This window comes from Brachybacterium sp. AOP43-C2-M15, from assembly GCF_052446295.1.
Classification (GTDB): Bacteria; Actinomycetota; Actinomycetes; order Actinomycetales; family Dermabacteraceae; genus Brachybacterium.
This window is the reverse complement of sequence record NZ_JBQSWB010000013.1, coordinates 15,480-35,794: the sequence shown is the minus strand read 5'-3', so window position 1 is coordinate 35,794 and position 20,315 is coordinate 15,480. Positions and strand designations below refer to the sequence as shown.

Annotated in this window: 18 protein-coding genes and 2 pseudogenes; 5 read left to right on the top strand and 15 right to left on the bottom strand. The window is 71.5% G+C overall.

The features are described 5' to 3' along the window. Positions 1-405: 405 nt before the first annotated feature. The 5 genes and pseudogenes from ACT3SP_RS14470 to ACT3SP_RS14450 form a co-directional block, all read right to left on the bottom strand. A pseudogene (locus tag ACT3SP_RS14470) lies at positions 406-558 on the bottom strand (transposase); the annotation flags it as partial. 115 nt (positions 559-673) lie between these two features. After that, a complete protein-coding gene (locus tag ACT3SP_RS14465) occupies positions 674-1,921 on the bottom strand; it encodes an MFS transporter (RefSeq protein ID WP_444588005.1) in 1,248 nt (415 codons plus the stop codon). Between the two features lie 33 nt (positions 1,922-1,954). Next, a complete protein-coding gene (locus tag ACT3SP_RS14460; RefSeq protein WP_444588065.1) occupies positions 1,955-2,401 on the bottom strand; it encodes a hypothetical protein in 447 nt (148 codons plus the stop codon). A gap of 396 nt (positions 2,402-2,797) precedes the next feature. Beyond that, positions 2,798-3,013, bottom strand: a pseudogene (locus tag ACT3SP_RS14455) (MerR family transcriptional regulator); the annotation flags it as partial. A gap of 108 nt (positions 3,014-3,121) precedes the next feature. After that, positions 3,122-3,484, bottom strand: coding sequence for a VOC family protein (locus ACT3SP_RS14450; protein WP_444588004.1), 363 nt, complete (start codon positions 3,482-3,484; stop codon positions 3,122-3,124). Between the two features lie 135 nt (positions 3,485-3,619). Here ACT3SP_RS14450 and ACT3SP_RS14445 point away from each other — a divergent pair, with 135 nt between their 5' ends. After that, on the top strand, positions 3,620-4,012 hold the full coding sequence (locus tag ACT3SP_RS14445) for a hypothetical protein (protein ID WP_444588003.1): 393 nt from the start codon (positions 3,620-3,622) through the stop codon (positions 4,010-4,012). Here ACT3SP_RS14445 and ACT3SP_RS14440 read toward each other — a convergent pair. Both ACT3SP_RS14440 and ACT3SP_RS14435 read right to left on the bottom strand, forming a co-directional pair. After that, positions 3,934-4,377 carry a GNAT family N-acetyltransferase gene (locus ACT3SP_RS14440; RefSeq protein WP_444588002.1) on the bottom strand — a complete coding sequence of 148 codons (444 nt, stop codon included), beginning with the start codon at positions 4,375-4,377 and terminating at the stop codon, positions 3,934-3,936. The two genes, ACT3SP_RS14445 and ACT3SP_RS14440, sit on opposite strands and share 79 nt — an antisense overlap. Positions 4,378-4,379: 2 nt before the next feature. Beyond that, positions 4,380-4,541, bottom strand: coding sequence for a hypothetical protein (locus tag ACT3SP_RS14435; protein ID WP_444588001.1), 162 nt, complete (start codon positions 4,539-4,541; stop codon positions 4,380-4,382). Positions 4,542-4,668: 127 nt separating this feature from the next. On the opposite strand from ACT3SP_RS14435, the gene ACT3SP_RS14430 reads away from it, so the two are divergent. Continuing rightward, the gene (locus tag ACT3SP_RS14430; RefSeq protein WP_444588000.1) at positions 4,669-5,181 is read left to right on the top strand and encodes a GNAT family N-acetyltransferase; all 513 of its coding nucleotides are present in this window, start codon (positions 4,669-4,671) and stop codon (positions 5,179-5,181) included. Positions 5,182-5,212: 31 nt separating this feature from the next. Here the strand turns inward: ACT3SP_RS14430 and ACT3SP_RS14425 are convergent, their stop codons facing one another. Next, the gene (locus tag ACT3SP_RS14425; RefSeq protein ID WP_444588063.1) at positions 5,213-5,635 is read right to left on the bottom strand and encodes an NUDIX domain-containing protein; all 423 of its coding nucleotides are present in this window, start codon (positions 5,633-5,635) and stop codon (positions 5,213-5,215) included. Positions 5,636-5,754: 119 nt separating this feature from the next. Next, entirely contained in the window at positions 5,755-6,198 is a 444-nt protein-coding gene (locus tag ACT3SP_RS14420) for a MerR family transcriptional regulator (protein ID WP_444587999.1), read from the bottom strand. 136 nt (positions 6,199-6,334) lie between these two features. On the opposite strand from ACT3SP_RS14420, the gene ACT3SP_RS14415 reads away from it, so the two are divergent. Beyond that, entirely contained in the window at positions 6,335-7,057 is a 723-nt protein-coding gene (locus ACT3SP_RS14415) for an SDR family oxidoreductase (RefSeq protein ID WP_444587998.1), read from the top strand. Between the two features lie 110 nt (positions 7,058-7,167). Here ACT3SP_RS14415 and ACT3SP_RS14410 read toward each other — a convergent pair whose 3' ends face one another. Both ACT3SP_RS14410 and ACT3SP_RS14405 read right to left on the bottom strand, forming a co-directional pair. After that, complete coding sequence (locus ACT3SP_RS14410) at positions 7,168-7,941, bottom strand: CE1759 family FMN reductase (protein WP_444587997.1); 774 nt, start codon at positions 7,939-7,941, stop codon at positions 7,168-7,170. 286 nt (positions 7,942-8,227) lie between these two features. Then, the gene (locus ACT3SP_RS14405) at positions 8,228-9,385 is read right to left on the bottom strand and encodes an LLM class flavin-dependent oxidoreductase (RefSeq protein ID WP_444587996.1); all 1,158 of its coding nucleotides are present in this window, start codon (positions 9,383-9,385) and stop codon (positions 8,228-8,230) included. 358 nt (positions 9,386-9,743) lie between these two features. Here ACT3SP_RS14405 and ACT3SP_RS14400 point away from each other — a divergent pair, with 358 nt between their 5' ends. Continuing rightward, positions 9,744-11,531, top strand: a complete 1,788-nt coding sequence (locus ACT3SP_RS14400) for a BTAD domain-containing putative transcriptional regulator (RefSeq protein ID WP_444587995.1) — start codon at positions 9,744-9,746, stop codon at positions 11,529-11,531. A 68-nt stretch (positions 11,532-11,599) separates the two neighbouring features. Here the strand turns inward: ACT3SP_RS14400 and ACT3SP_RS14395 are convergent, their stop codons facing one another. The 4 genes from ACT3SP_RS14395 to ACT3SP_RS14380 all read right to left on the bottom strand — a co-directional run bounded on the left by ACT3SP_RS14395 (position 11,600) and on the right by ACT3SP_RS14380 (position 17,959). Continuing rightward, positions 11,600-13,111 carry a UDP-glucose dehydrogenase family protein gene (locus tag ACT3SP_RS14395; protein ID WP_444588062.1) on the bottom strand — a complete coding sequence of 504 codons (1,512 nt, stop codon included), beginning with the start codon at positions 13,109-13,111 and terminating at the stop codon, positions 11,600-11,602. A 77-nt stretch (positions 13,112-13,188) separates the two neighbouring features. Continuing rightward, positions 13,189-14,385, bottom strand: a complete 1,197-nt coding sequence (locus ACT3SP_RS14390) for a hypothetical protein (RefSeq protein ID WP_444587994.1) — start codon at positions 14,383-14,385, stop codon at positions 13,189-13,191. Next, entirely contained in the window at positions 14,382-16,397 is a 2,016-nt protein-coding gene (locus tag ACT3SP_RS14385; protein WP_444587993.1) for a right-handed parallel beta-helix repeat-containing protein, read from the bottom strand. Before ACT3SP_RS14385 ends, ACT3SP_RS14390 begins: the two co-directional genes overlap by 4 nt. After that, entirely contained in the window at positions 16,394-17,959 is a 1,566-nt protein-coding gene (locus tag ACT3SP_RS14380; protein WP_444587992.1) for a glycosyltransferase, read from the bottom strand. The genes ACT3SP_RS14385 and ACT3SP_RS14380 overlap by 4 nt, the downstream gene beginning before the upstream one ends. 240 nt (positions 17,960-18,199) lie before the next feature. Between ACT3SP_RS14380 and ACT3SP_RS14375 the strand changes: the two genes are divergently transcribed. After that, positions 18,200-20,257 carry an alpha/beta fold hydrolase gene (locus ACT3SP_RS14375; protein ID WP_444587991.1) on the top strand — a complete coding sequence of 686 codons (2,058 nt, stop codon included), beginning with the start codon at positions 18,200-18,202 and terminating at the stop codon, positions 20,255-20,257. Positions 20,258-20,315: the final 58 nt, after the last annotated feature.

The window sequence follows — 20,315 nt, the reverse complement described above, 5'->3', positions numbered from 1 at the left end:
GACGCCGTCGTCGCCGGCCTCTCCGCCCTCGGCGCAGATCGCCGACTCGCCTGAGTCTCCGGGCTCGGCGGGCTGAGAAGGAAGGCAGGGGCCGAGGGCAAGGGTGGCGGAGGCGGTGTTCGTGGGGTCACCCTGGCTATCGCCCCACTCAGCACGGAAGATCGAGGCTGGACCGCCGTAGCCGTCAGCGCGCCCATTGTCGAGCAAACCGATGAATGAGCCCGAGGCCGCCGCTGCAAAGGCCGGGACGCCGTGACCCTCAACGTCTAGTTTGGACGTTGTGCGCACTCGCCTCTGAGCTCGAATCGTTCGTGCTCGGAGAATCCGGCCGAACATCGTCCGCGGGAGGGGCGTGCTCAGTGCGTGAGCGCCACTTCACGACGGCGACAACCGTATACCGGCTCTTCAGAGTTGAGTGTGGGGTGAGGCGTCGAGGCCTCCGGTGATGAGGAGCATGCGGAGGCGGTAGTGCTCGAAGTTGCGGAAGCCGCGGGCGATGCGGCGGCCGAGTTCGATGATCCCGTTGATGGCTTCTGTACCACCGTTACTCGCGCCATCGGCGAGCCCACACTCAACTCTGAGGAGCCATGTATCTCGACGGAATGTTTCCGTCCCTCGGCAATATGACCGGATTGCCGCCGACACCTGCTCGAGAGAGCGGCGGTCGGAGTGCTCACGCCGGCGCCGTGGTTTGCTCGTCGGGAGTGGCTACGGCTGTCTGGCGACGTAGTCCATGAACTGCGGCGACGGCCGCGGCCCCGGCCATGCCGGCGGCGATGATTACGGCCGAGGAGCTGCGTCCTGTGCCTGACAGGGCCGCCAGAGGACTGTTCAGCAGTGCGGGCGGAGCGAGCTGGACGATGGCCATGAGCGACTGGAATCGAGTCAGCTGGTCCGGGGGTGCCATGCGGAGCAGTGTGGGCGCGATGTGGGTGGTGAACGCAGCGGTCCCCACTCCGGTGAGGACGGACAGTGCGACGGCAATCGGCACCGAGGCCGGCAGGGCCAGCGTCGCCAGAGCAGCGCAGATCAGTGCGGGTCCTCCCACCATGGGGATCGCCTCCTTGGAGATCGAGCCGGTGTACGAGATCAGCAGCGTCATGACGAGGGTTCCCGTAGCCCAGCCGGCTTCGAGGAGACTCGCTTGGGCGGCGGTCCAGCCGTGGGAACGCGCCATGCTCGGCATGATGACCGCGACCGTGGGAAGCACGGCTGCGCTTACCAGGGCCACAGCGGCCAGCAGGGGCCAGATGCGCAGCGCGCGAACAGACTGGATACCCGTCGCCAGCGCAGTCCAGATGCCGGCGCCGCTGGCGGTTGCTGATGCCGTGCCGCGGTCCGATCGGGGGTGGATCGAGCAGAGCACCACGAGAGACAGGCCGACCACGGCTGCGTTGACCCCGAAGATCGCGACCAGCGGGAGGGCGGCGATCGTGAGACCTCCGACGCCGACACCGAGGATTCGAGCAGCGTGCAGGCTGCCGGAGATGCGGGCCAGGGCCCGCGCGAACTGGTCGTCGTGGGTGATCAGGAGCCGAGGCAGCACAACCGCGGCAGGCTGCTGGAAGGCTGAGATGACGGCGCCCGCACCCGCAGCGACTGCCAAGAAGACCACACCGGAGGAGAGGATCGACAGACCTGCCAGCACTGCCAGAGCCGCGAGCTGCATGGCCGTCGTGGCGATGAGGAGCCGGCGTGGCCCGTGCTCGTCGCCGAGCGCCCCACCGAAGAGCATGAGCAGGATGCGGGGCACGACGGCGAGCGTGCTGACGATCGCGACAGCCGCGGGGCCGTGGCCCGTCGCCGTCCAGATGAGCGCGAAGGCGAGCATGGAGTCGCCGCCCGCCGAGAGGGTTGAGACGACCCACCAGAGGTGGAACTGGGCTGGGAGTCCGCGGGATGCGGGAGAGGGAGTCGACATGCCGCCACCGTGAGGCTTCACGCTGCTCGAAGGTCAAGGGCGCATCGGCATCACGAGACAGGTCATGGTGTCCTGGAGGGGAGAGTGGACACGGACGGGAGTGGTCTCGTCGACGAGACCGATGACGATCTCGGGGCCTTGGCAGATCGACACGGCCGCCGCCAGCAGTGTCGATTGCATCTGGATCCGCAATGGCCCGGCGGCGCCTGTCGCTGTGGCGACCCATCCCGGAATGCTCTGGTCGCCGCCGACCACCTCGCCGTGGCGGGTGTCGATGGCGGCGTGTCCGTCGGCGGCGGGACCGCGGAGCAGTTCGTCGAGCGCCAGCGAGGCGAACCCCGCGACCGCACGGACGGGAGGCTGGGTCGAGATGAGCAGGCTGAGATCGGGCACGGCGCGCTCGATCGACGGCGATTCGTCCAGGACCTCCCCGTCGGAGCCGAGAAGGCGAAGCCGGTCTCCCGCGATCTCGACCTCCACCTCGGCGCGACGTGCGCAGGATGCCGCTATGGCGGTCGCCGCTGCAGGTGTCGTCATCGCTCTCGCCGCACCCTCGCTGCCACGAGGGCGGAGCCATCGGTGGGCCAGCCAGTACCGATCGGTGGCGATGAGCTCGAGCTGCCCGTTCCGCACGGACCACACGAGGCCGGAGACATCGTCCGCCGCCTCGGAGGTCGCAGCGATGACCTGACCGATGGCCGACGCGAGCACGGGCCCCTCGAGCGCTGCTCGAGCACTCCGACCTGACTGCGCTGCGTCAAGGAGGCTCTCGCGAAGCGCGGTCAGGTCCTGCTCGCGTCGGCGTGACCGGGCGCTGTGGTTCGCGAGGATCTCGTCGATCAGCCGGGCTCGCTCGGGCGATTCTGCGTGCAGGATCTCCTTCATCGCGGGGACCGGGACCCCCGCAGCTCGTAGCCTTCCCACCAGGACTCCCGCATCGATCTGGGAGGGTGCGTAGTAGCGGTACCCGGTCGTGGAGTCGACTTCGGCAGGCTCGAGAACTCCCTTGCCGGCGTAGAAGCGCAAGGCGCTTCCGGGGACGCCGACTGCTCGGGCGAAGGTGCTGATCGTCAGAAGCCGCTCGTCACTCACTGAGGCATCCTGACAGACCCTACGTTCGACCGGGAGCGGGGGAGGAATGCTCGGCTGAACGACGGCGGTTCCCGGCGATGAGCTGCGGACCGGGACGTCGGCGCCGCCTCAGTCGTCGTCCTGGAGGTAGACCAGGCCGTTGCCGTCGGGATCGGTGAACGAGAACATCGGCGGAACGCCCTCCAGCTGCACCAGCTCGTCGTTGTGCAGGGTCACCCCCGCCTCGCGGATCGCCTGGTGCGCCTGCTGGGCGTCCGGAGTCCCGAGCCGGATCGCAAGGGGAATCTCGCTGTCCGGCGGGAGCAGCACCAGTCCGACGCTCGATCCGGGCGGCACCACCTCGACCAGCCGGGCACCCGGCCACACCTCGACGTCCGTCCGCAGCTCGCAGCCGAGCACCGTCGTGTAGAACTCGAGGGCGGAATCCTGATCGGCCACCGGGACCGACACGCTGAGCACCTTCGTCGTCATCGTCGTTATGGTTCATTGGACCGCGTCCTCCGCGGTGGATCAAGGAGGCGACCTCTGCTGCCGCCGTCGCCGGACTCCGTGGGGCAGCCGTGCGATGAGGTCAGGGCCGGTAGCGCGAGGCCAGGGTCCCCGCGCGTGGACAGCGCACAGCGGACGGCCTCCGGCGCGAGCGCCACGGCGTCGGTGCCGAGTTGCCAGAGCGCCTCGAGGTCGACTGTTTGGGGGGCGCTGCGCCGGCTCGCAGTGCAGCTCGCGCTGGCTGCGGACAACCTCGAGCGAGTGCTCCGCGAGGACGACATGCCGCTCGCGCACCTGGTGCGACTGAATGCCCACGCGATCGACGTGGACGCGCTGATGGATCACGACGGCGCGCTCGCCGGCAGTCTCGGCGCCGCGGGCGCCGCTCCCACGATCACGATGCTCGGCGTGGTCCGTCTGGCGATTCCCGATCAAGTGGTCGAGCTCGACGAGGTCGCCGTGGGTGAGAGGCGGGGTGCGCTGTTCAGCCCCGGGCGACGGGCCGACTGAAGCGCCGGCACCCATAGGTCCGTGAGAACCGGGCGCGGAGAAAGGCCTCGTCCTCGATCGATGCGTGGCAGAACGCGGTGATCGGGGTCTAGAGCGGGGCCGGGCTCGTCCATCCGTCGGAGGGGTCCTCCCCAGCTCTTGTAGATGTGCAGGTAGTGGCCGGACTCGGTGAAGCACTGGGAGGGGTACCAGGCAAATGCCGGTTCGTCCTCCCGGGTCCAGGCGTCGAGCGTGGTCACGGAGCGGGGAGGCGCTGCCTGAGCCCGGGTGAGGAGCGCGGAGGCGATGCCGTTTCCCTGGTTGTCCGGCTGCACGGCCACGGTGTCGATCGTGGCCAGATCACTCGCGATCTCGATGTCCAGCACGCCTACGACAGTCGCGTCGGGGTCCCCACGAGCTGGACGGCAGGACTCGTCGGCCGATTCGTCCACAGGTCGTCGTCATAGCAGGTGCCGAGGAAGGGCAGGGCCCGGCACCGCAGCCAGCTGTCCTCGTCGTCGGCGGCGTAGGAGCGGATCGTGACGGGCATGGCTCTCCGGGGGGGGGTGGGGAACTCAGGGTCGTCGGGGAGGTGTCACGCGGAGAACGTGCAGCGACCCTTTCCGGCGGTGCTTAACCGTTCGCACGCCAGTACCGGCGCGGCGTACGGTCCCGGCATGCAGATCTCGATCGAGCCGCTCCGCCTCGAGGACGCAGCCGCCCTCGTCGACGCTGAGGACGACGCGACGATCCGCTGTCTCAGCGAGGAGAAGAGCACCGTCGCGGGGACAGCGGAGTACATCTCCCAGCTGGTCCGAGATGCCGAGCAGAGCAGGGCCAAGCGGGCCTTCGGGATATGGGCCGACGGCCGCTGCGTCGGCACCGTCGATTTCGATCCCGAGGTGACAGACGGCCTGGACACAGGGGATGTCAACATCGCGTACGGCGTCGCTCCATGGGTCCGCGGGCACGGAGTCGCCGTCCGCGCCGTCGAGCTCATCTGCGCGGTGATCCAGGAGCGGGGAGTCGGCCATCGGGCAGTGATCCGTACGGACTCACGCAACACCGCCTCCTCCCGTGTCGCCGAGAAAGCAGGCTTCGTGCATCTCCGCGACCTGCAGGTCCTTGCAGAGACGTCAGAGGAGGGGCAGCCCGTCGTCATGCACGTCTTCTGCCGGGATCTTCCTTAGCGTCGAGCCCGGAGACGGTGTCCGGGTGCACTCACGGCAGTCGGTCGAGCTCGATGACCTCTCCCGCCTCGATGGCCTCGAGCCCGCCCGACGCGAGGAGGAGCGCGAGGGCACTCAACCGCTCGTGACGCTGCGTGCTGGTCAGCCATGCTGCGTCCTCCAGCTCGTCCTCGGGGAGGTCGAAGCGGGACGGCCACGTCTTGAGGGAGACGTCGTACACGAAGGCCATCGCTCCATGCGGATCGTCGGGCCCTGGGGGAATGTGGCCGACGGCCAGAAGCCTGCCCACTCTGTTGACGACACCGAGCTCTTCCTGACACTCGCGAGCGCACGCCTCCGCGGGCGACTCACCTGCCTCGACCGTACCCCCAGGCAGATGCCAGGTCTCTTTGTAGGCGGGGTTGACGCAGAGGACTCGGCCAGATGGGTCGTGGATCAGCGCGCTGGAGATCATTCGCTTCCGCGGCAGGCCGGCGAGGAACTCCGCTCGTGGAAGCATCGACATCGCTCCACGGTAGGCGCGAGAGGAACGCCTGGCCAGAACGCGGCCGCCCGAGTCGCGGGCTGCGGAGATCATCCGGTGTGCGCGGTCTTGGCAAGAGCCTGCGACGAAGTCGCGTCGGGAGCAGCGTACGGCGACCAGGCCGGTTCCCGGAGGCCGGGGCAATGTTCGGGAGTCGGATGGTTCGCGATCTCGATCATGCGGTCGAGCGCGTCGCGCGCCGCGGCGAGGTCCGCCATCCCGCGGGTGATCCGTGCGCGCTCGGCAGCCATCAGCTCGAACACCTCGGGGGTAGCGTGCCCGGCCTCGATGCACGGCATGAGCTGCACGATCGTGCGACTGGGCAGGCCTGCGGTGAAGAGCTGCTGGATGAGTCGAACGCGCTCGACCGCGGCCTCGGGGTAGATGCGCTGACCGCTGTGCGTGCGCTCCGAGGCGAGCAGTCCCTGTTCCTCGTAGTAGCGCAGCGCCCTGGTGCTCACCCCTGCTCTGCGTGCGACCTCTCCGATGCGCATGGTCTTCACCTCTCTTCCCGCCGAGCTCGCCGACACCTCTTGACGTTGACGCCAACGTCAAGTTCTAGCGTAGCCGACGGCGGGCCGAGCGAGGCCCGTCGACCCACGCAATGAGCATCGACGAAAGCTGGAGCCCATGGACATCACGGATCAGACCGCCCTCGTGACCGGAGCGAACCGCGGCATCGGCCGCCAGTTCGTGCTCGAACTGCTCGAGCGCGGCGCGAGCACGGTATACGCGACCGCGCGCCGCCCCGAGAGGCTCTCCTTCCAGGACGACCGGGTGGTGCCGTTGCACCTCGACCTGCTCGACAGCGAGTCCATCGCCGCCGCCGCGTCGGTCGCGTCGGAGGTGTCCCTCGTGGTCAACAACGCGGGCATCGCTACCGGTGCCTCCCTGGTCACGGGTGACGCGTCCGAGATCCGCCGCGAGATGGACACGCACTTCTGGGGGACGCTCGAGGTGATCCGTCGGTTCGGCCCGGTCCTCGCGGCCAACGGGGGAGGGGCGGTCGTGAACGTCCTCTCTGCCCTGTCATGGTTCGCCGCGCCGGGCACCGGCGCGTACTCCGCGGCGAAGGCGGCGGCCTGGAACATGACCAACGGCGTCCGGCTCGAGCTCGCCGGCCAGGGGACCTTCGTCCAGGGAGTTCTCCTCGGCGCCGCCGACACGGACATCGCCGCCGGCTACGACGGACCGAAGATCGACGCCCGCGACGTACCCCGCGCCTCCCTCGACGGCCTGGCCGCAGGGTCGATCGAAGTGATCGTCGATGACTGGACCGCCATGGTCAAGACGTCGCTCTCGAGCGATCCCGCCCCGTTCTACGCGAGGATGACCGAGCTGCTCGGCGCATAGCGTCGACGGTGTCGCGGTGTCGCGGTGTCGCGGTGTCGCGGTGTCGCGATGTCGCGATGTCGTGACGCGGGGGCGTGGTGAGCCGGGCCCGAGGGTGCCGGGGAGGGGCCTCAGCCTCGGCCGAGCAGTGCTCCCATCGGCACGAAGTCGGAGAACTCCGCGTCCAGCGCAGGGCGCGGAGCTCCTCCATTCCCCGCCGTGGCCGACGCACGGGAGTCGGCAGGGACGTCGCCGTCGGCGCGTGCCGCGTCGGCCGCGGCGCTCCCGTCTGCCGAGGGCGCGGTGTCGGCCCCCTCGCGGGCCACCGCGCCGGATGCCCCGAGACCCGCCCGCACCATGGTCGCGAGCTCGCTCGCCGCACGGCGCACCCGTGCCGCCAGCGGCTGCTCGTCGGCCTGGCCGTCGGTGTCCGCGCCGAAGTCCGCGGAGGCGGCGAACACCGCCGTCGGGACGATCTCCGCCTTGAGGTAGCCGAACATCGGCCGGATCGCGTAGTCGATCGCCAGCGAGTGGCGGGCGGTGCCGGCGGTCGCGCCGAGCAGCACGGGCTTGCCGCGCCACAGCTCGGTGTCCAGGGCGTCGACGAAGGTCTTGAACAGGCCCGAGGGGCCGACGTTGAAGACCGGGGTCACCGCGATCACCGCGTCGGCCGACCGCACCTGCTCGATCAGCAGCGCGAGGCGCTCGCTGGGGAAGCGGGTCAGCAGGGCGTCGGTGAGGTCGTGGGCGTACTCGCGCAGCTCCACGGTGCTCACCTCGACCTCGGTGCCGTCGGTGCCCAGGGCGGCGGCGGCCTCGCGCGTGAGCTGATCGGTGAGCATGCGGGTGGAGCTCGGGGTGGAGAGCCCGGCGGTGAGGGCGAGCAGGCGGATCGGGTGGGTCATGAGGAATCCTCTCGGCTGTGCGATGGGGTGGGGCGGGGAGCGATCCGAGGGGGACGAGCGCTACCGTGTGGGGCCCGAGGGGGGCCCGAGGGGGAAGAGCGCTACAGAATCAGGGGAAAGGGAGATCTATTCGCCCAACTTCGTAGCGCTCAGGGACCCGTGCCCGGGACCTGGGCCGAGGGCCCGCGCCCGGGGCCTGGGCCCGGGACCGGCGCCGGGCCCTTGCGCCGGGGACCGGCGCCCGGGGCTCGGGGCCAGGGGATGGGGGCTCCGGGGCTGGGATCGCTCAGCGGCGGGCGTCCTCGGCGCGCAGGCCGGTCCAGTTGTCGCCGGTCTCGAAGCGGTAGGTGTCGTCGAAGGCGCCGCGCTCGGCGTCCGCGGCGGCCACGCGGGCGGCGTGCGTCGGGGCCTCGGGGACGTCCGCCGGCCGTCGCGCATCGAGCTCGCGGCGCAGCACCGGGACCACCTCGGTGCCCAGCAGCTCGATCTGCTCCAGGACCGTCTTCTGCGGGAGGCCCGCGTGATCCATGAGGAACATCTGGCGCTGGTAGTCGCCCACGTGATCGGCCATGGTCAGGTAGCGCTCGATCACCTGGTCGGGGGAGCCGACGGTCAGCGGGGTCTGTGCGGTGAAGTCCTCCATCGAGGGCCCGCCGCCGTAGACCGGGGCGTTGTCGAAGTAGGGCCGGAACTCGTTCCAGGCGTCCTGGGAGCTCTTGCGCAGGAACGCCTGCCCGCCGAGGCCCACGTAGGCCTGGTGGGCCTTCCCGTGCCCGTAGTGCTCGTAGCGCTCGCGGTACAGCTGGACCATCTGCTTGGTGTGGGACATCGGCCAGAAGATGTTGTTGTGCAGGAAGCCGTCGCCGTAATAGGCGGCCTGCTCGGCGATCTGCGGGGAGCGGATCGATCCGTGCCACACGAACGGCGCCACGCCGTCCAGCGGGCGCGGGGTGGAGGTGAACTGCTGCAGCGGGGTGCGGAACTGCCCCTCCCAGTCCACGACGTCCTCGGTCCACAGGCGGCGCAGCAGGTCGTAGTTCTCGATCGCGATCTCGATGCCCTTGCGGATGTCCTGCCCGAACCAGGGATAGACGGGGCCGGTGTTGCCGCGGCCCATCACCAGGTCGACACGACCCCCGGTGAGGTGCTGCAGCATCGCGTAGTCCTCGGCGATCTTCACCGGGTCGTTGGTGGTGATCAGCGTGGTCGCGGTCGAGAGGATGATGTCCTGCGTCTGCGCGCCGATGTACGCGAGCGTGGTGGTGGGGGAGGAGGTCACGAACGGCGGGTTGTGGTGCTCGCCGATCGCGAAGACGTCCAGGCCCACCTGCTCGGCGAGCGTGGCCTGCTCCACCATCGAGCGCAGGCGCTCGTTCTCGGTGGGCACCCGCCCGGTGGTCGGGTCCGGGGTGATGTCGGCGATGGTGAAGATTCCGAACTGCATGGGACCGTCCTTCTGCGATGTGGTGCGCCTGCCGCGGCGTCAAGATAGTTCAATACTAAACTATCGGGGTCGCGCTCGGCAAGGTGACGTGCGCGATGGCGGGCATACGCGGATGAAAGCGACATGAAAGCGGTCCCCGGGAGCCTGCAGCCCGGCCAGAGCCGAGGCCGCGGTGCCGCGGCCGCGGCGCGGTCCCGACCGACCCCCGGCCGTGCGTGGTCCGAGAACGGCTCGGCTCCTCGTGGTTCCCGACGGGCGGTCCCCGACGGACCGCAGGGCCCTGGCCGGCCCCGCCCCCACCGACAGCGTGCGGGGCCGTCAGTGATGCCCGTCGACAGAGAGGAACGGAACGCACCGGATGACTGTCTTCCTCGCCGATGCCCGCCGGGACGAGGGCTTCCTCGCGTCCACCGAGGCGACTAGAGTGCCGCCAATGGCGATCAACGTCATCGGGAGGTTCGAGATCGCCGTCGATCACGAACCCCGCCAGGTCGTAGGGAACCTGCAGCGCCTTCTGCTCGCGCTGCTGACGCTCCGCGCCCCGCAGTGGACGTCGCCCGACGCTCTCACCGAGGCCCTGTGGCCGGATGATCCCAACTCCAGCGCCGAATCCCGTCTCCACCTGCATATCCACCGGCTCCGCAGCAGGCTCGCGCCCGGCGCTATCGAGAGCGGGCCCGACGGATACCGCCTCGACGTCCCGCCGGAGACCGTCGACGTGTGGCGCTTCGAGCGCGCCATCGGCGGCGTCCTCGCCGATCACTTCCGCGGCAGGGCCGACACCGAGCTGCTCCAGCGGCTGGAGCACGTCGTCGGGCTGTGGGCGGGGGAGCCGTTCCCCGACGTCGAGCACCCCGACGTGGTCGCCGAGCGGTATCGGCTCGAGGACATGTACCTGCTGGCGCAGGAGACCCGGTTCACGCACCTCCTCGACCGCGGCGAGCACGAGGCCGCGCTCGACGTGCTCGCGCCCGTGGCCGGTGAGCACCGGACCCGGGAGAGCCTCCAGGTGCTGTGGATGACCGCGCTGAACCGGGTCGGGCGGCGCTCCGAGGCCATCGGGGTGTTCGAGGCGGCTCGCGCGGCCCTCGCGGCGCTCGACCTCGACCCGGGGCGTGCGCTCCTGGCCGCGCGGGCGATGGTGCTCGAGCAGCCCGCCGCCCGGCAGGAGGACGACGCGGCGGCGACCGTCGCCGCCCGCGACATGGACGAGGGGGCGCTCCGACGGGAGCTGGCGAGCTCCCTCACCCCGGAGGAGACCCTACGGGGCAGGAGGCGCCTGGCGCGGTCGCTCGCGATGAAGGGGAGGCTCGACGAGGCGCTCGAGCTGCTCGGCCAGATCGAGGCCGTGCACCGGGCCCGCTCCCGGGAGGACGAGGTCGCGCACACGCTCGCCGATCTCGCCGCGGTCATCGGTGTCACCGGCGACCTCTCCCGCGCCGAGCACTACCTGGACGAGGCGCTGGAGCTCGAGGAGCGCACGACGGGCACGGATCAGAGGCTCCGCCTGGTGCGAGCCCTGCTGCTGACGCACTCGGGGCGGGCCGAGCAGGCCGCGCGGATCCTGCGCGAGGTCCCCCGCCCGCCCGACTCCACGACGTCGGTCCCCGCGATGGAGGCCGCAGCGATGTGGTGGCGGGTGCGCAGCCAGGTGGACCGGCGCCTCGGCGACCCCGACGCGGCGGCGACGGCGGCCCGTCGCTCCCTGTGGCTCGCCTCCCGGCCCGGCACGCGGGCCGACCGGGGACCCGTCCTCGTGGAGCTCGCCAGCTCCCTGCGCGACGGCGGCCACGACGAATGCTTCGAACGGTTCCACCGCGCGATCAACGCCGCCCACGAGGACGGGCGCCTGCCGATGGCCGCGTTCGCCCACGCCGCGATGGCCAAGGCCCAGCTGATGTGGGGCGAGCCGGAGGCCGCGCGGCTGCACGCCAGGGAGGCGCTCAGCATCGCGCGACGCTGCGGGTGCTGGGGCTTCGCCGCGCGGGCCGCCAAGCGGACGGCGGATGCGGCGATGGCGCTGGCGGAGCCGATGCGCGCCGCCTGGTACTACTCCCAGGCGCTCTCCTTCTACCGCCGCGTGGGATACCCGCTGCTCCCGGAGGTCCGCGCGGAGCTGGTGGAGCTGGTCGGATCCGGCAGCTGATCACAGCCGGACCCGCATCACAGCCGGACCGGCATCACAGCCGGACCCGCATCACAGCCGGACCCGCATCACAGCCGGGCCGGCTGGGCCTCCCGATCGGAGGAGGCCGCGGCGGCCGCCCACACCTCGCGATCGCCGCGCTCCCTGTCGACCGTCGGCCCGCCCCCGGCGCGGCGGCCCGCGATCTCGATGCTCGCCGGGGCGACGGGGCGGCCGAGGGTCCGGAACTCCCACCCGGCCTCGGCGTAGCGCCGCTCGTCCAGGGCCTGCCGGGCGTCGAGGATCCGTCGCTCGGCGACCAGGCGACCGATCTGCTCCGGCGGTGCGGCGACGAACTCGTCCCACTCCGTGAGCAGCACCGTGACGTGCGCTCCCAGCACCGCGTCGCCGAGCGAGGGCACGAGATGCAGATCCGGGTGCACCCGCTGGGCGTTCTCCGCCGCCTCCGGATCGTAGACCCGCACCTCGGCGCCCTCACGCTGCATCCGGTGGGCGACCTCGAGGGCCGGCGAGTCCCGCACGTCGTCGGAGTCCGGCTTGAAGGCGGCGCCGAGCGCGGCGACCCGGACGCCGAGCAGCGAGCCCCCGGCCAGCTCCCGCACCATCTCGACGGTCCGCGTGCGGCGCCGGGCGTTGATCTCGTCCATGTCCTCCAGGAAGCGCACGGCCGACCCCGCCCCGATCTCCCGGGCGCGGTGCTGGAACGCGCGGATGTCCTTGGGCAGGCACCCGCCTCCGAACCCCAGGCCCGGGCGGAGGAACCGCCCGCCGATCCTCTCGTCGAGCGAGAGGGCACGGGCGAGGACGCCGACGTCGGCATCGACCGTCTCGCACACCTCGGCCATGGCGTTGATGTACGAGATCTTTGTGGCCAGGAACGAGTTGGCCGCCACCTTCACCAGCTCGGACGTGGGCAGGTCCGCCACGATCAGGGGGATGTCCTTCGCGAGGAGCGGGCGGTAGACCTGCCGCAGGATCCGCTCGGCCCGTGACGAGGCCACGCCGATCACGAGCCGGTCCGGGTGCAGCGTGTCCTGGACGGCGAACCCCTCGCGCAGGAACTCGGGGTTCCAGGCGAGGTCGAGATCCTCCCCCGCGGGCGAGAGGCTGCGCACGAGCCCGCGCAGCCGCGCGGCGGTGCCCACCGGGACGGTGGACTTGCCGACGATGAGGGCGGGGCGGGTGATCCGGGCCGCCAGCTCGGCGGCGGCCCCGTCGACGAACCGCAGATCCGCCGCCTCGGATCCCTCCTGCTGCGGGGTGCCGACGCAGAGGAAGTGGACGTCGCCGAACTCCGCGGCCTGTGCGAAGTCGGTGGTGAAGCGCAGCCGTCCGGACGACAGGGCCGCCTCGAGGGCCTCGGACAGGCCCGGCTCGTGGAACGGCAGCCGGCCGTCGACGAGCGCCTCGATCTTCGCGGCGTCCACGTCGACCCCGAGGACCTCGAAGCCCAGGTGGGCCATGCAGACCGCGTGGGTCGCGCCGAGGTATCCGGTGCCGATCACGGTGATCCGGGGCAGGGGGCCTGCAGGGGTGTCGTCAGTGTGCACTGGGTTCTCCTTCGTCCGTTCGGTGTTCATCGCGGCAACTGCGTCGTTCATCGCGGTAGCTGCGTCGTTCGTGCGGTGCGTGCGTCGTTCAGGGGCAGCTGCGTCGTTCATGGGGTGCTCGCGTCCTCGACGCAGGGGGTGTTGGCGAGCTCCTGGTCGGTGCCGGAGACCTCGTTGCTGCACTCGACGACGTTCTCGAGCTCCGGGGTGAGGGAGAACCCGTGGCCGTCGTCGGTCATGTCGGCCAGGTCGGCCGTGTTGTGGCGGAAGACGTTGCCGGTGCCCCAGCCGTCGAGGATCTCGTGGGTCTGGAACCCGTCGGCCGGGGACGCCGTGCCGGTGTTCCCCTCGATGATCCAGTCGTTCCCCTTCACGTCGACCCAGGAATCGGCGTGGCCGTCCCCGGTGATCGCCGAGCCGTCGAAGGAGTTGTTGCGGAGGATGCCGCCGGTGGTGCCTTCCTTGATGTCGACGGCCTCGGCGGTGACGCCCTCGATGCGGTTGTCCTCGATGAGGTTCTCGTCGGACGTGTCGGGCTCGCCGTCGGTGAGGTCCTCCCAGTTGCTCTCGGCCGAGCCGATGTAGATGCCCTCGCCGAACTTCGGCTCCCGCAGCCCCGTGCCGGAGACGTGGTTGCCCACGACGATGTTGTGCGAGCTGTGCGTGCGCAGATGGATCGCCTCGTCGCCGATGTCGGAGACGGTGAGGCCCTCGATCACCGAGTGCTCGGTGTCGTCGACCATCACGCCCTTCTGCCCGCCGGTGACACGGAAGCCGAGGACGTGCCAGTGCGACGCCCCGTCGAGGTGGAGCGTGTATCCCCCGTCGGGATCCCCGCCGTCCAGGACGGCGTCCTGACCGCCGCAGAGCGTGATGGGGGCGTCCTCGGTGCCCGCCGTCCGGGCGGTGAACTCTCCCTCGTAGGTGCCCGGGGCGAGGCGGATGACGTCGCCGGGCCGGGCGCTCTCGAGCGCGGTCCGCAGCGTGCCGGCGTCCTCGACGGTGGTCGTCGCCTCCGGGCACTCGGCGGTCCGCTCGACGCTGTTGGGGACGGGGGAGTCGCTCGCGCCGGGCCCCTCGGCAGGGGACGGGTCCGGGTCCTCGGGGGAGCCGGTGGGGCCGGGGTCCTCCCCGCCGTCGTCGGAGCGGCCGCCGTGCGAGGGGCCGCTCTCGGCGGTGGGGGCGGGATCCTGCGAGGGCCCGCCGAGCAGCCCGCCCCCGATCATCGCCGCGAGGACCAGGGCGCCGAGGATCGCGAGCAGGGCGACGATGCGCCGCGGGCCGTGTGCTGTGTGCGTGGTCATGGGTGCAGCCCTCCTCGGGTTGCGGTGCGTGCGGTGTCGGCGGATTCCGGGGTGTCCGGGGTGTCCGGGGTGTCGACGGGGCCGACGGGGCCGGCGGCCGCCCCGGGGCGTCGGCGCCTCCCGTGCGCGGCGGGGGACGGGGCCGGCCCGGGCCGCGCCGCGCTGTACGTTTCCGGGACCACCCCGGCGCTGAGCTGCAGGAGCGGGGTGTGGTCCGCGTACGGGTGGGTCCTCGGCCCACGGCCGGGGCCGCGCCGCACGGTCGCGCCGGCGGTGGCCGCCAGGAGGACGGCGATGGTCAGCCAGAGCACCGTCAGGGGCTGGAAGATGCGCTGGAGGATCACCGGCAGCGGCTTGGTGACCTCCCACTGCGCGGCGGAGTTCGCGATCAGCACCACGCTGGTCCCGGAGCGGGAGGAGTCGATGGCGGCGGGGCCGGATCCCGCGATCGAGTTGCGGGAGACCGTCGTCGTGTCCGACTGGTCGATGACGGTGATGCCGTGATTGGTGGTGCGGGAGATGGTGTTCCCGGCGATCTCCCCCGACGAGCCGCGCGTGTAGATCGCCGTGTCCGCGCCGCTGACCGTGTTCCCGCGGATCAGGGCGTCGGTGACGTCGTCACGGAGGCTGATGCCGTGCTGCGTGCTGAAGCGCACGCGGTTGCCGGAGACCTCCGTCTCGGAGGCGGTGCCGTTGACGACGATGCCGCTGGTGTGGCGGGAGACGGAGTTGTCGCGCAGCACCATCCCCGCCCCGCCGGTCACCTGGATCCCGTAGCGGCCGTTGCCCGCGACGGAGCTGCCGGTGACGGCATGCCCGCCGAAGACGCCCGTCGCGATGCCGGTGGCGCCGGGGCCGTCCGCCAGGGCCGCGCCGTCGAGGGTGATGCCGTTCCCGCGATTGCCGGAGACCTCCGCGCCGTCGATCGACACGTCGGTGGTCCCGCGCCCCGCACGGATCCCGTCCCCGCCGTTGGAATGCGCAGTGACCTCCGTCAGCTGCGCCGCGGTGACGAAGCGGTGCAGCACCACCCCGTCCAGCAGATTGTGGGAGAAGTCCGAGTCGCTGATCCGCAGCTGCGCGGTGTTCGCGGCGAACACCCCGATCGCGGCACCGCGTGCGGAGACGCGCTCGAGCGAGGCGGAGACCGTGCGGTCCTCCTTCTCCTCGTCGGGGTCCGGGAGCAGGACAGGGGAGCTCGGATCGGGCTCGACGGCGCTCGCTTCCTCGGGGTCGGCGATCACCTCGCCGGAGGCGGTCTCGATCCTGGGCGAGTCGGAGCCGGTCAGGGCGAGGCCGCCGGTCGGCCCGGACCAGAAGCCGAGGCTCCGGAGGTCGACGTCACGGGCGTCGACGGACCCTGCCAGGGCGCGGATGTAGGCACGGCCGTCGGAGGTGTCGTCGTCCGCCGTGCGACGGGAGCTGTCCCAGCCCGAGATCTCCACCGGCTCCTCCTCTGCGCCGGCGATGTCCAGCACGCCGCCGAGGGAGACGATCGAGGCGAAGCTCTCGGAGGTGCTCTCCAGACGGACGACCAGCCCGCTGTCGTCATGGATGCGCAGGGTCGCGCCGCGGTCGACGACGAGGTGCGAGGAGATCAGATAGGCGCCGTCGGCCTCGCGCTCGACGGCCTCGGGCACCAGGTCGGCGAGCTCCTCGAGGGTGTAGGGCGCCTCACGGGCGAGCAGGACGACGGTCGAGCTGTCACCCGAGGGCAGCGTCAGGGGCGCGGCGCCCGTGGGGAACGCCCACCGCGTGGAGTCCACCATCGTGGCGACGTCCGTGAGCCGTCGTTCCTCGGCGCGGGCCTCGGCGGACTCACGGGCCGGGTCCCCGGGGTACTCGACGCCGTCCCCGGAGGCGACGGGCGGGCCGTCGGACCCCTCCGCGAGAGCCGGCCGCGCCCCGGGCAGCAGGGCCGCGGAGGCCAGCACGGACGTGATGATCAGCAGGGACACCGACCTCAGCAGGGACATCGAGCTCAGCAGGGCTCTCGGTCGCGCGGCGGTCATGACGCCACCTCGACCCGCGCCGGGGAGCGATGCTCCGCGTGACCGTCGTGCTCCGCGTGCTCGATGTGCTCGATGTGCTCGGCGCGCTCGATGTTCTCGGTCCGTCGGCCGCTCGCGGCGAGGGCCGGCTCGACGTCCTCGTCAGGTGGGGCGGTCTCGATGGACACCCTCGGTGCAGGTGCAGGTGCAGGTGCAGGTGCAGGTGCAGGTGCAGTTGCAGGCGCAGGCGCGGCGGGTCGGAGGGGCGCGGCGGGCGCATCGGCCGCCTCGAGCGTCCCGGAGGTCTGGCCGTCGCCGCCGAACGCGTTCGCGCTCCGCGTCAGCCAGCCCTGCTTGTTCATGGTCACCAGGGCGAAGACCTTGATCGGCAGCGCGATGAAGATGACCACCAGGACGACCACGGGGAGGAGGAGGATCTCCTGCGGGTGCCGGCGAAGATGGGAGATGCCGCGGACGCCGCGGGTCAGGATCAGCCACAGCAGAGGGGCGACGATGCCGACCTGCGTGAGGTCCACGCGGCTGAACAGCAGGTAGGCGATGGTCATGCCCATCGTGACCGGGGTCAGCAGGATCTGCAGCACGGTGATCTTCGTGATCATGGGGACGCGCCACAGCCATCCCTTGAACGCCGCGGTGAGGTAGCAGCGGTAGGAGTTCCGGCTCCAGCGCACCCGCTGCTTGACGAAGGCCGTGAACGTGGAGGGGAACATCGACAGCGCCTTGGCCGAGCGCTGATGCACCGTGCGGTAGCCGGAGGCCAGCACCAGCCAGGTGAGTCGGCCGTCGTCGCCGGCGATGCAGCGCCGGCCGAGGAAGAACTCGTCCTCCATGTCGGTGACGACGGGCTTGACCGCGCTCGCCCGGTACGCCGCGGTGCGGCCCGACAGGCAGGCCACCGCGCCGAACCGGCCCTGGGCGGGCACGTAGTCGTGATAGCGCAGGTCGACCAGCCAGTCCGCGATCCGGCGCCACAGGCTCGTGGTGCGCTGGTACACGTTCTGCTGCGTGCTCACGCCTCCCACGTCGGGGTCGACGAACGGCTTCTGGACGTTCTCCAGCAGCCCCGGGGTCCATCGCGTGTCCGAGTCCACCAGGACCAGGACCTCGCCCGTCGCGGCACGGATCCCGACGCCCAGCGCGCTGCGCTTGCCGACGTGGTCGAAGAGCACCGGATGGATGCGGGAGTCCCCGAGGGCGGTGATGCGTGCATGCGCCTCGGTGTCCGCGACGTCGAGCACGATGATGATCTCGGTGGGGTCCTGCTGTCTCCAGGTGCTCAGGCAGTCCATCAGGATGTCGACGTCCTCGTGGTAGGACGGCACGATCACCGAGGTGGTGGTCCGGAAGTCGCTCTCGATCGCGGGCGTCGTCCAGGACAGCACCGCACGGATCAGCCAGATCAGCCATACGACGGTCCCGGCGACGGCGATCGGGGCGTAGGGGCCCATGTGCCCGGCCAGATCGAGCGCGCCGGCGCCGAGCCGGCCCAGCGCATGGACGATGCCGTCCGCGGTGATGCCTGCGGGCGAGGCCTCGATCGGTGGTGCGGTCGCACGGTGCATAGAGAAGTTCCCTCCGGGTCTGTTCACGAACCGGAGATGGTGGGAGGTCGCGCTTTCACCCATCTTTCAGAGCTGCCTGACCTGCCCGGAATGCGCGCAATGCCGCGGATGGGCGGTCTGCCCGGGCGTCGGTCGGGGCCGCTCCTGGCGCCGCCTCCGGTCGCGACGAGGACCTGCCCGGAGAGCGTCCGAGCTCCCTGGGGCCGGGGGCAGGTGCGATCAGTGGCAGGATGGTGTCCCATGACACGCGAGAGCATCGAAGCCCTGTTGGACGCGACCCGGCTCGCCGGACTGGAGACCACGGACGGGGGCAGGGTCCTCGCGAAGGTGTCCTCACCGGACGCGAAGGGCACCTCCTACCGCAGCAGCCTGCTCGAGATCGAGGGCGATCGCCTGATCCCGCTCACCCGCGGCAGCGCCTCCGTCGGCGCCGTCGCCGCGGCCGAGGACGGCACCACCTACTTCACCGCCCAGCGCGTGGGCGAGGACGGCGAGGAGGCCGACGACGCCCAGCTCTGGGCCCTTCCCGTGCGCGGCGAGGCGCGCGAGCTCGCCTCCCGTCCCGGTGGCTTCGGCGGACTGACCGTCGCCGGCCGGCACCTGATCACCGAGATCGAGGTCCACTCCCAGGCGTCCGACGAGGCCGAGCACGTCACGCTCTCCAAGGAGCGCAAGAAGGCCAAGGTCACCGCCGCGCTGCACGCCGGATTCCCCACCCGCTTCTGGGACCACGACCTGGGCCCGACCCGTCCCGTGCTCGCCATCGCCGCGCTGCCCGACGACCTCGCCTGGGCCGAGCCCGCCGCCGCTCCGGGCGCGGCCGACGGCGCCAGCGACGGTGCGGGCGACGAGGACGACACGCCGCCCACGCAGCTCCTGCACGTGCGCCACATCGCGATGCCTCCCGGGCGCCTGGAGTCCTGGACCGTGGACCGCGAGGGCACCCGTGCCCTGGTCGCGATGGCCGACTCGCGCGGAGAGCTGCTCACCGCGGAGAACCTCTACCTCCTCGACCTCGTCGGCGACCAGCCGCCGCGCCTGCTGCGCGAGGGCAGCGCCGAGATCTCCTACTCCCCGGGCGAGTTCAGCGCGGACGGCACCCGTGCGCTGATCGGCCGGGGCCGCCACTGGACCCAGGAGGCCACCCTGTCCGTCGGGGTGGAGCTGCTGGACCTCGCCACCGGCGCCTCCACCGAGGTGTGGCCCGAGCTCGACCACTGGGTCGATCCGGTGTGGCTCGACGACAGCACCCTGGTCGCCACGAGCGACGACCAGGGCCGCGGCTCCGTGTGGGCCGGACCCGTGGACGCCGCCGCCCCCGACCGCCTCGCCGGCGGCCCCGACCAGGAGCTCGCCTTCTCCGGCGCCTCCGTCGCGGGCGGCGCGATCATCGCCGTCGCCTCCGGGATCGCCCTCGCCCCGCATCCGGTGTCCATCGACCCCGCCACCGGCGTGGTCGAGCAGCTGCCGAACCCCGCGGACGCCGTCGCGCAGACGGGCACCCTCACCGAGGTCACCGCCACCGCCGAGGACGGCACCGACCTGCGCGCCTGGCTGCGCCTGCCCGACGGGGAGGGGCCGCACCCGCTGGTGGTCTTCGCCCACGGCGGTCCGTGGGGGTCCTGGAACGCCTGGACCTACCGCTGGAACCCCGGCCCCTTCGTCGCGGCCGGCTACGCCGTGCTGCTGCCCGACCCCGCGATCTCCACGGGCTACGGGCAGTCGATGATCGACCGCGGCCAGCACGAGCTGGGCGGCGCGCCGTACACCGACATCATGGCCCTCACCGACGCGACCGTCGGCCGTGAGGACATCGACGCCGAGCGGACCGCCTTCGCCGGCGGCTCCTACGGCGGCTACATGGCCAACTGGGTGGCCGGGCACACCGGTGACCGCTTCCGCTGCATCGTCACCCATGCCTCGCTGTGGGACACCGAGTCGATGGGGCACACCACCGACAACGCCGCCTGGGAGCGGCCCATGCGGGAGCAGAACTCGCGGTACAACCCCAAGGACTTCGCGCGCGACATCGTGGCGCCGATGCTCGTGATCCACGGGGACCGCGACTACCGGGTGCCGATCGCCCAGGGCCACGCGCTCTGGTACGACCTGCACGAGTTCTCGGCCACGCCGCGCGACGACGAGGGCCGCACCCGGCACCGCTACCTGTACTTCCCCGACGAGGGGCACTGGATCCAGGGGCGGGGGAACGCGCAGGTCTGGTACGAGACCTTCCTCGGCTTCCTCGACGAGCACGTGCGCGGCGAGGGCTGGGAGCGTCCCGCGACGCTGGGGTGACCGTGGCGCTGAGGCGATCCGTCCCGCGCCGTCCCGCCTCGCGACGGGGTCGCCCGCC

Bases quoted from the DNA above. Each gene is read 5' to 3' on its own strand.
- ACT3SP_RS14465 (WP_444588005.1), bottom strand. From the start codon at position 1,921: ATGTCGACTCCCTCTCCCGCATCCCGCGGACTCCCAGCCCAGTTCCAC.
- ACT3SP_RS14450 (WP_444588004.1), bottom strand. From the start codon at position 3,484: ATGACGACGAAGGTGCTCAGCGTGTCGGTCCCGGTGGCCGATCAGGAT.
- ACT3SP_RS14435 (WP_444588001.1), bottom strand. From the start codon at position 4,541: ATGCCCGTCACGATCCGCTCCTACGCCGCCGACGACGAGGACAGCTGG.
- ACT3SP_RS14430 (WP_444588000.1), top strand. From the start codon at position 4,669: ATGCAGATCTCGATCGAGCCGCTCCGCCTCGAGGACGCAGCCGCCCTC.
- ACT3SP_RS14425 (WP_444588063.1), bottom strand. From the start codon at position 5,635: ATGATCTCCAGCGCGCTGATCCACGACCCATCTGGCCGAGTCCTCTGC.
- ACT3SP_RS14420 (WP_444587999.1), bottom strand. From the start codon at position 6,198: ATGCGCATCGGAGAGGTCGCACGCAGAGCAGGGGTGAGCACCAGGGCG.
- ACT3SP_RS14415 (WP_444587998.1), top strand. From the start codon at position 6,335: ATGGACATCACGGATCAGACCGCCCTCGTGACCGGAGCGAACCGCGGC.
- ACT3SP_RS14410 (WP_444587997.1), bottom strand. From the start codon at position 7,941: ATGACCCACCCGATCCGCCTGCTCGCCCTCACCGCCGGGCTCTCCACC.
- ACT3SP_RS14405 (WP_444587996.1), bottom strand. From the start codon at position 9,385: ATGCAGTTCGGAATCTTCACCATCGCCGACATCACCCCGGACCCGACC.
- ACT3SP_RS14400 (WP_444587995.1), top strand. From the start codon at position 9,744: ATGACTGTCTTCCTCGCCGATGCCCGCCGGGACGAGGGCTTCCTCGCG.
- ACT3SP_RS14395 (WP_444588062.1), bottom strand. From the start codon at position 13,111: ATGAACACCGAACGGACGAAGGAGAACCCAGTGCACACTGACGACACC.
- ACT3SP_RS14390 (WP_444587994.1), bottom strand. From the start codon at position 14,385: ATGACCACGCACACAGCACACGGCCCGCGGCGCATCGTCGCCCTGCTC.
- ACT3SP_RS14385 (WP_444587993.1), bottom strand. From the start codon at position 16,397: ATGACCGCCGCGCGACCGAGAGCCCTGCTGAGCTCGATGTCCCTGCTG.
- ACT3SP_RS14380 (WP_444587992.1), bottom strand. From the start codon at position 17,959: ATGCACCGTGCGACCGCACCACCGATCGAGGCCTCGCCCGCAGGCATC.
- ACT3SP_RS14375 (WP_444587991.1), top strand. From the start codon at position 18,200: ATGACACGCGAGAGCATCGAAGCCCTGTTGGACGCGACCCGGCTCGCC.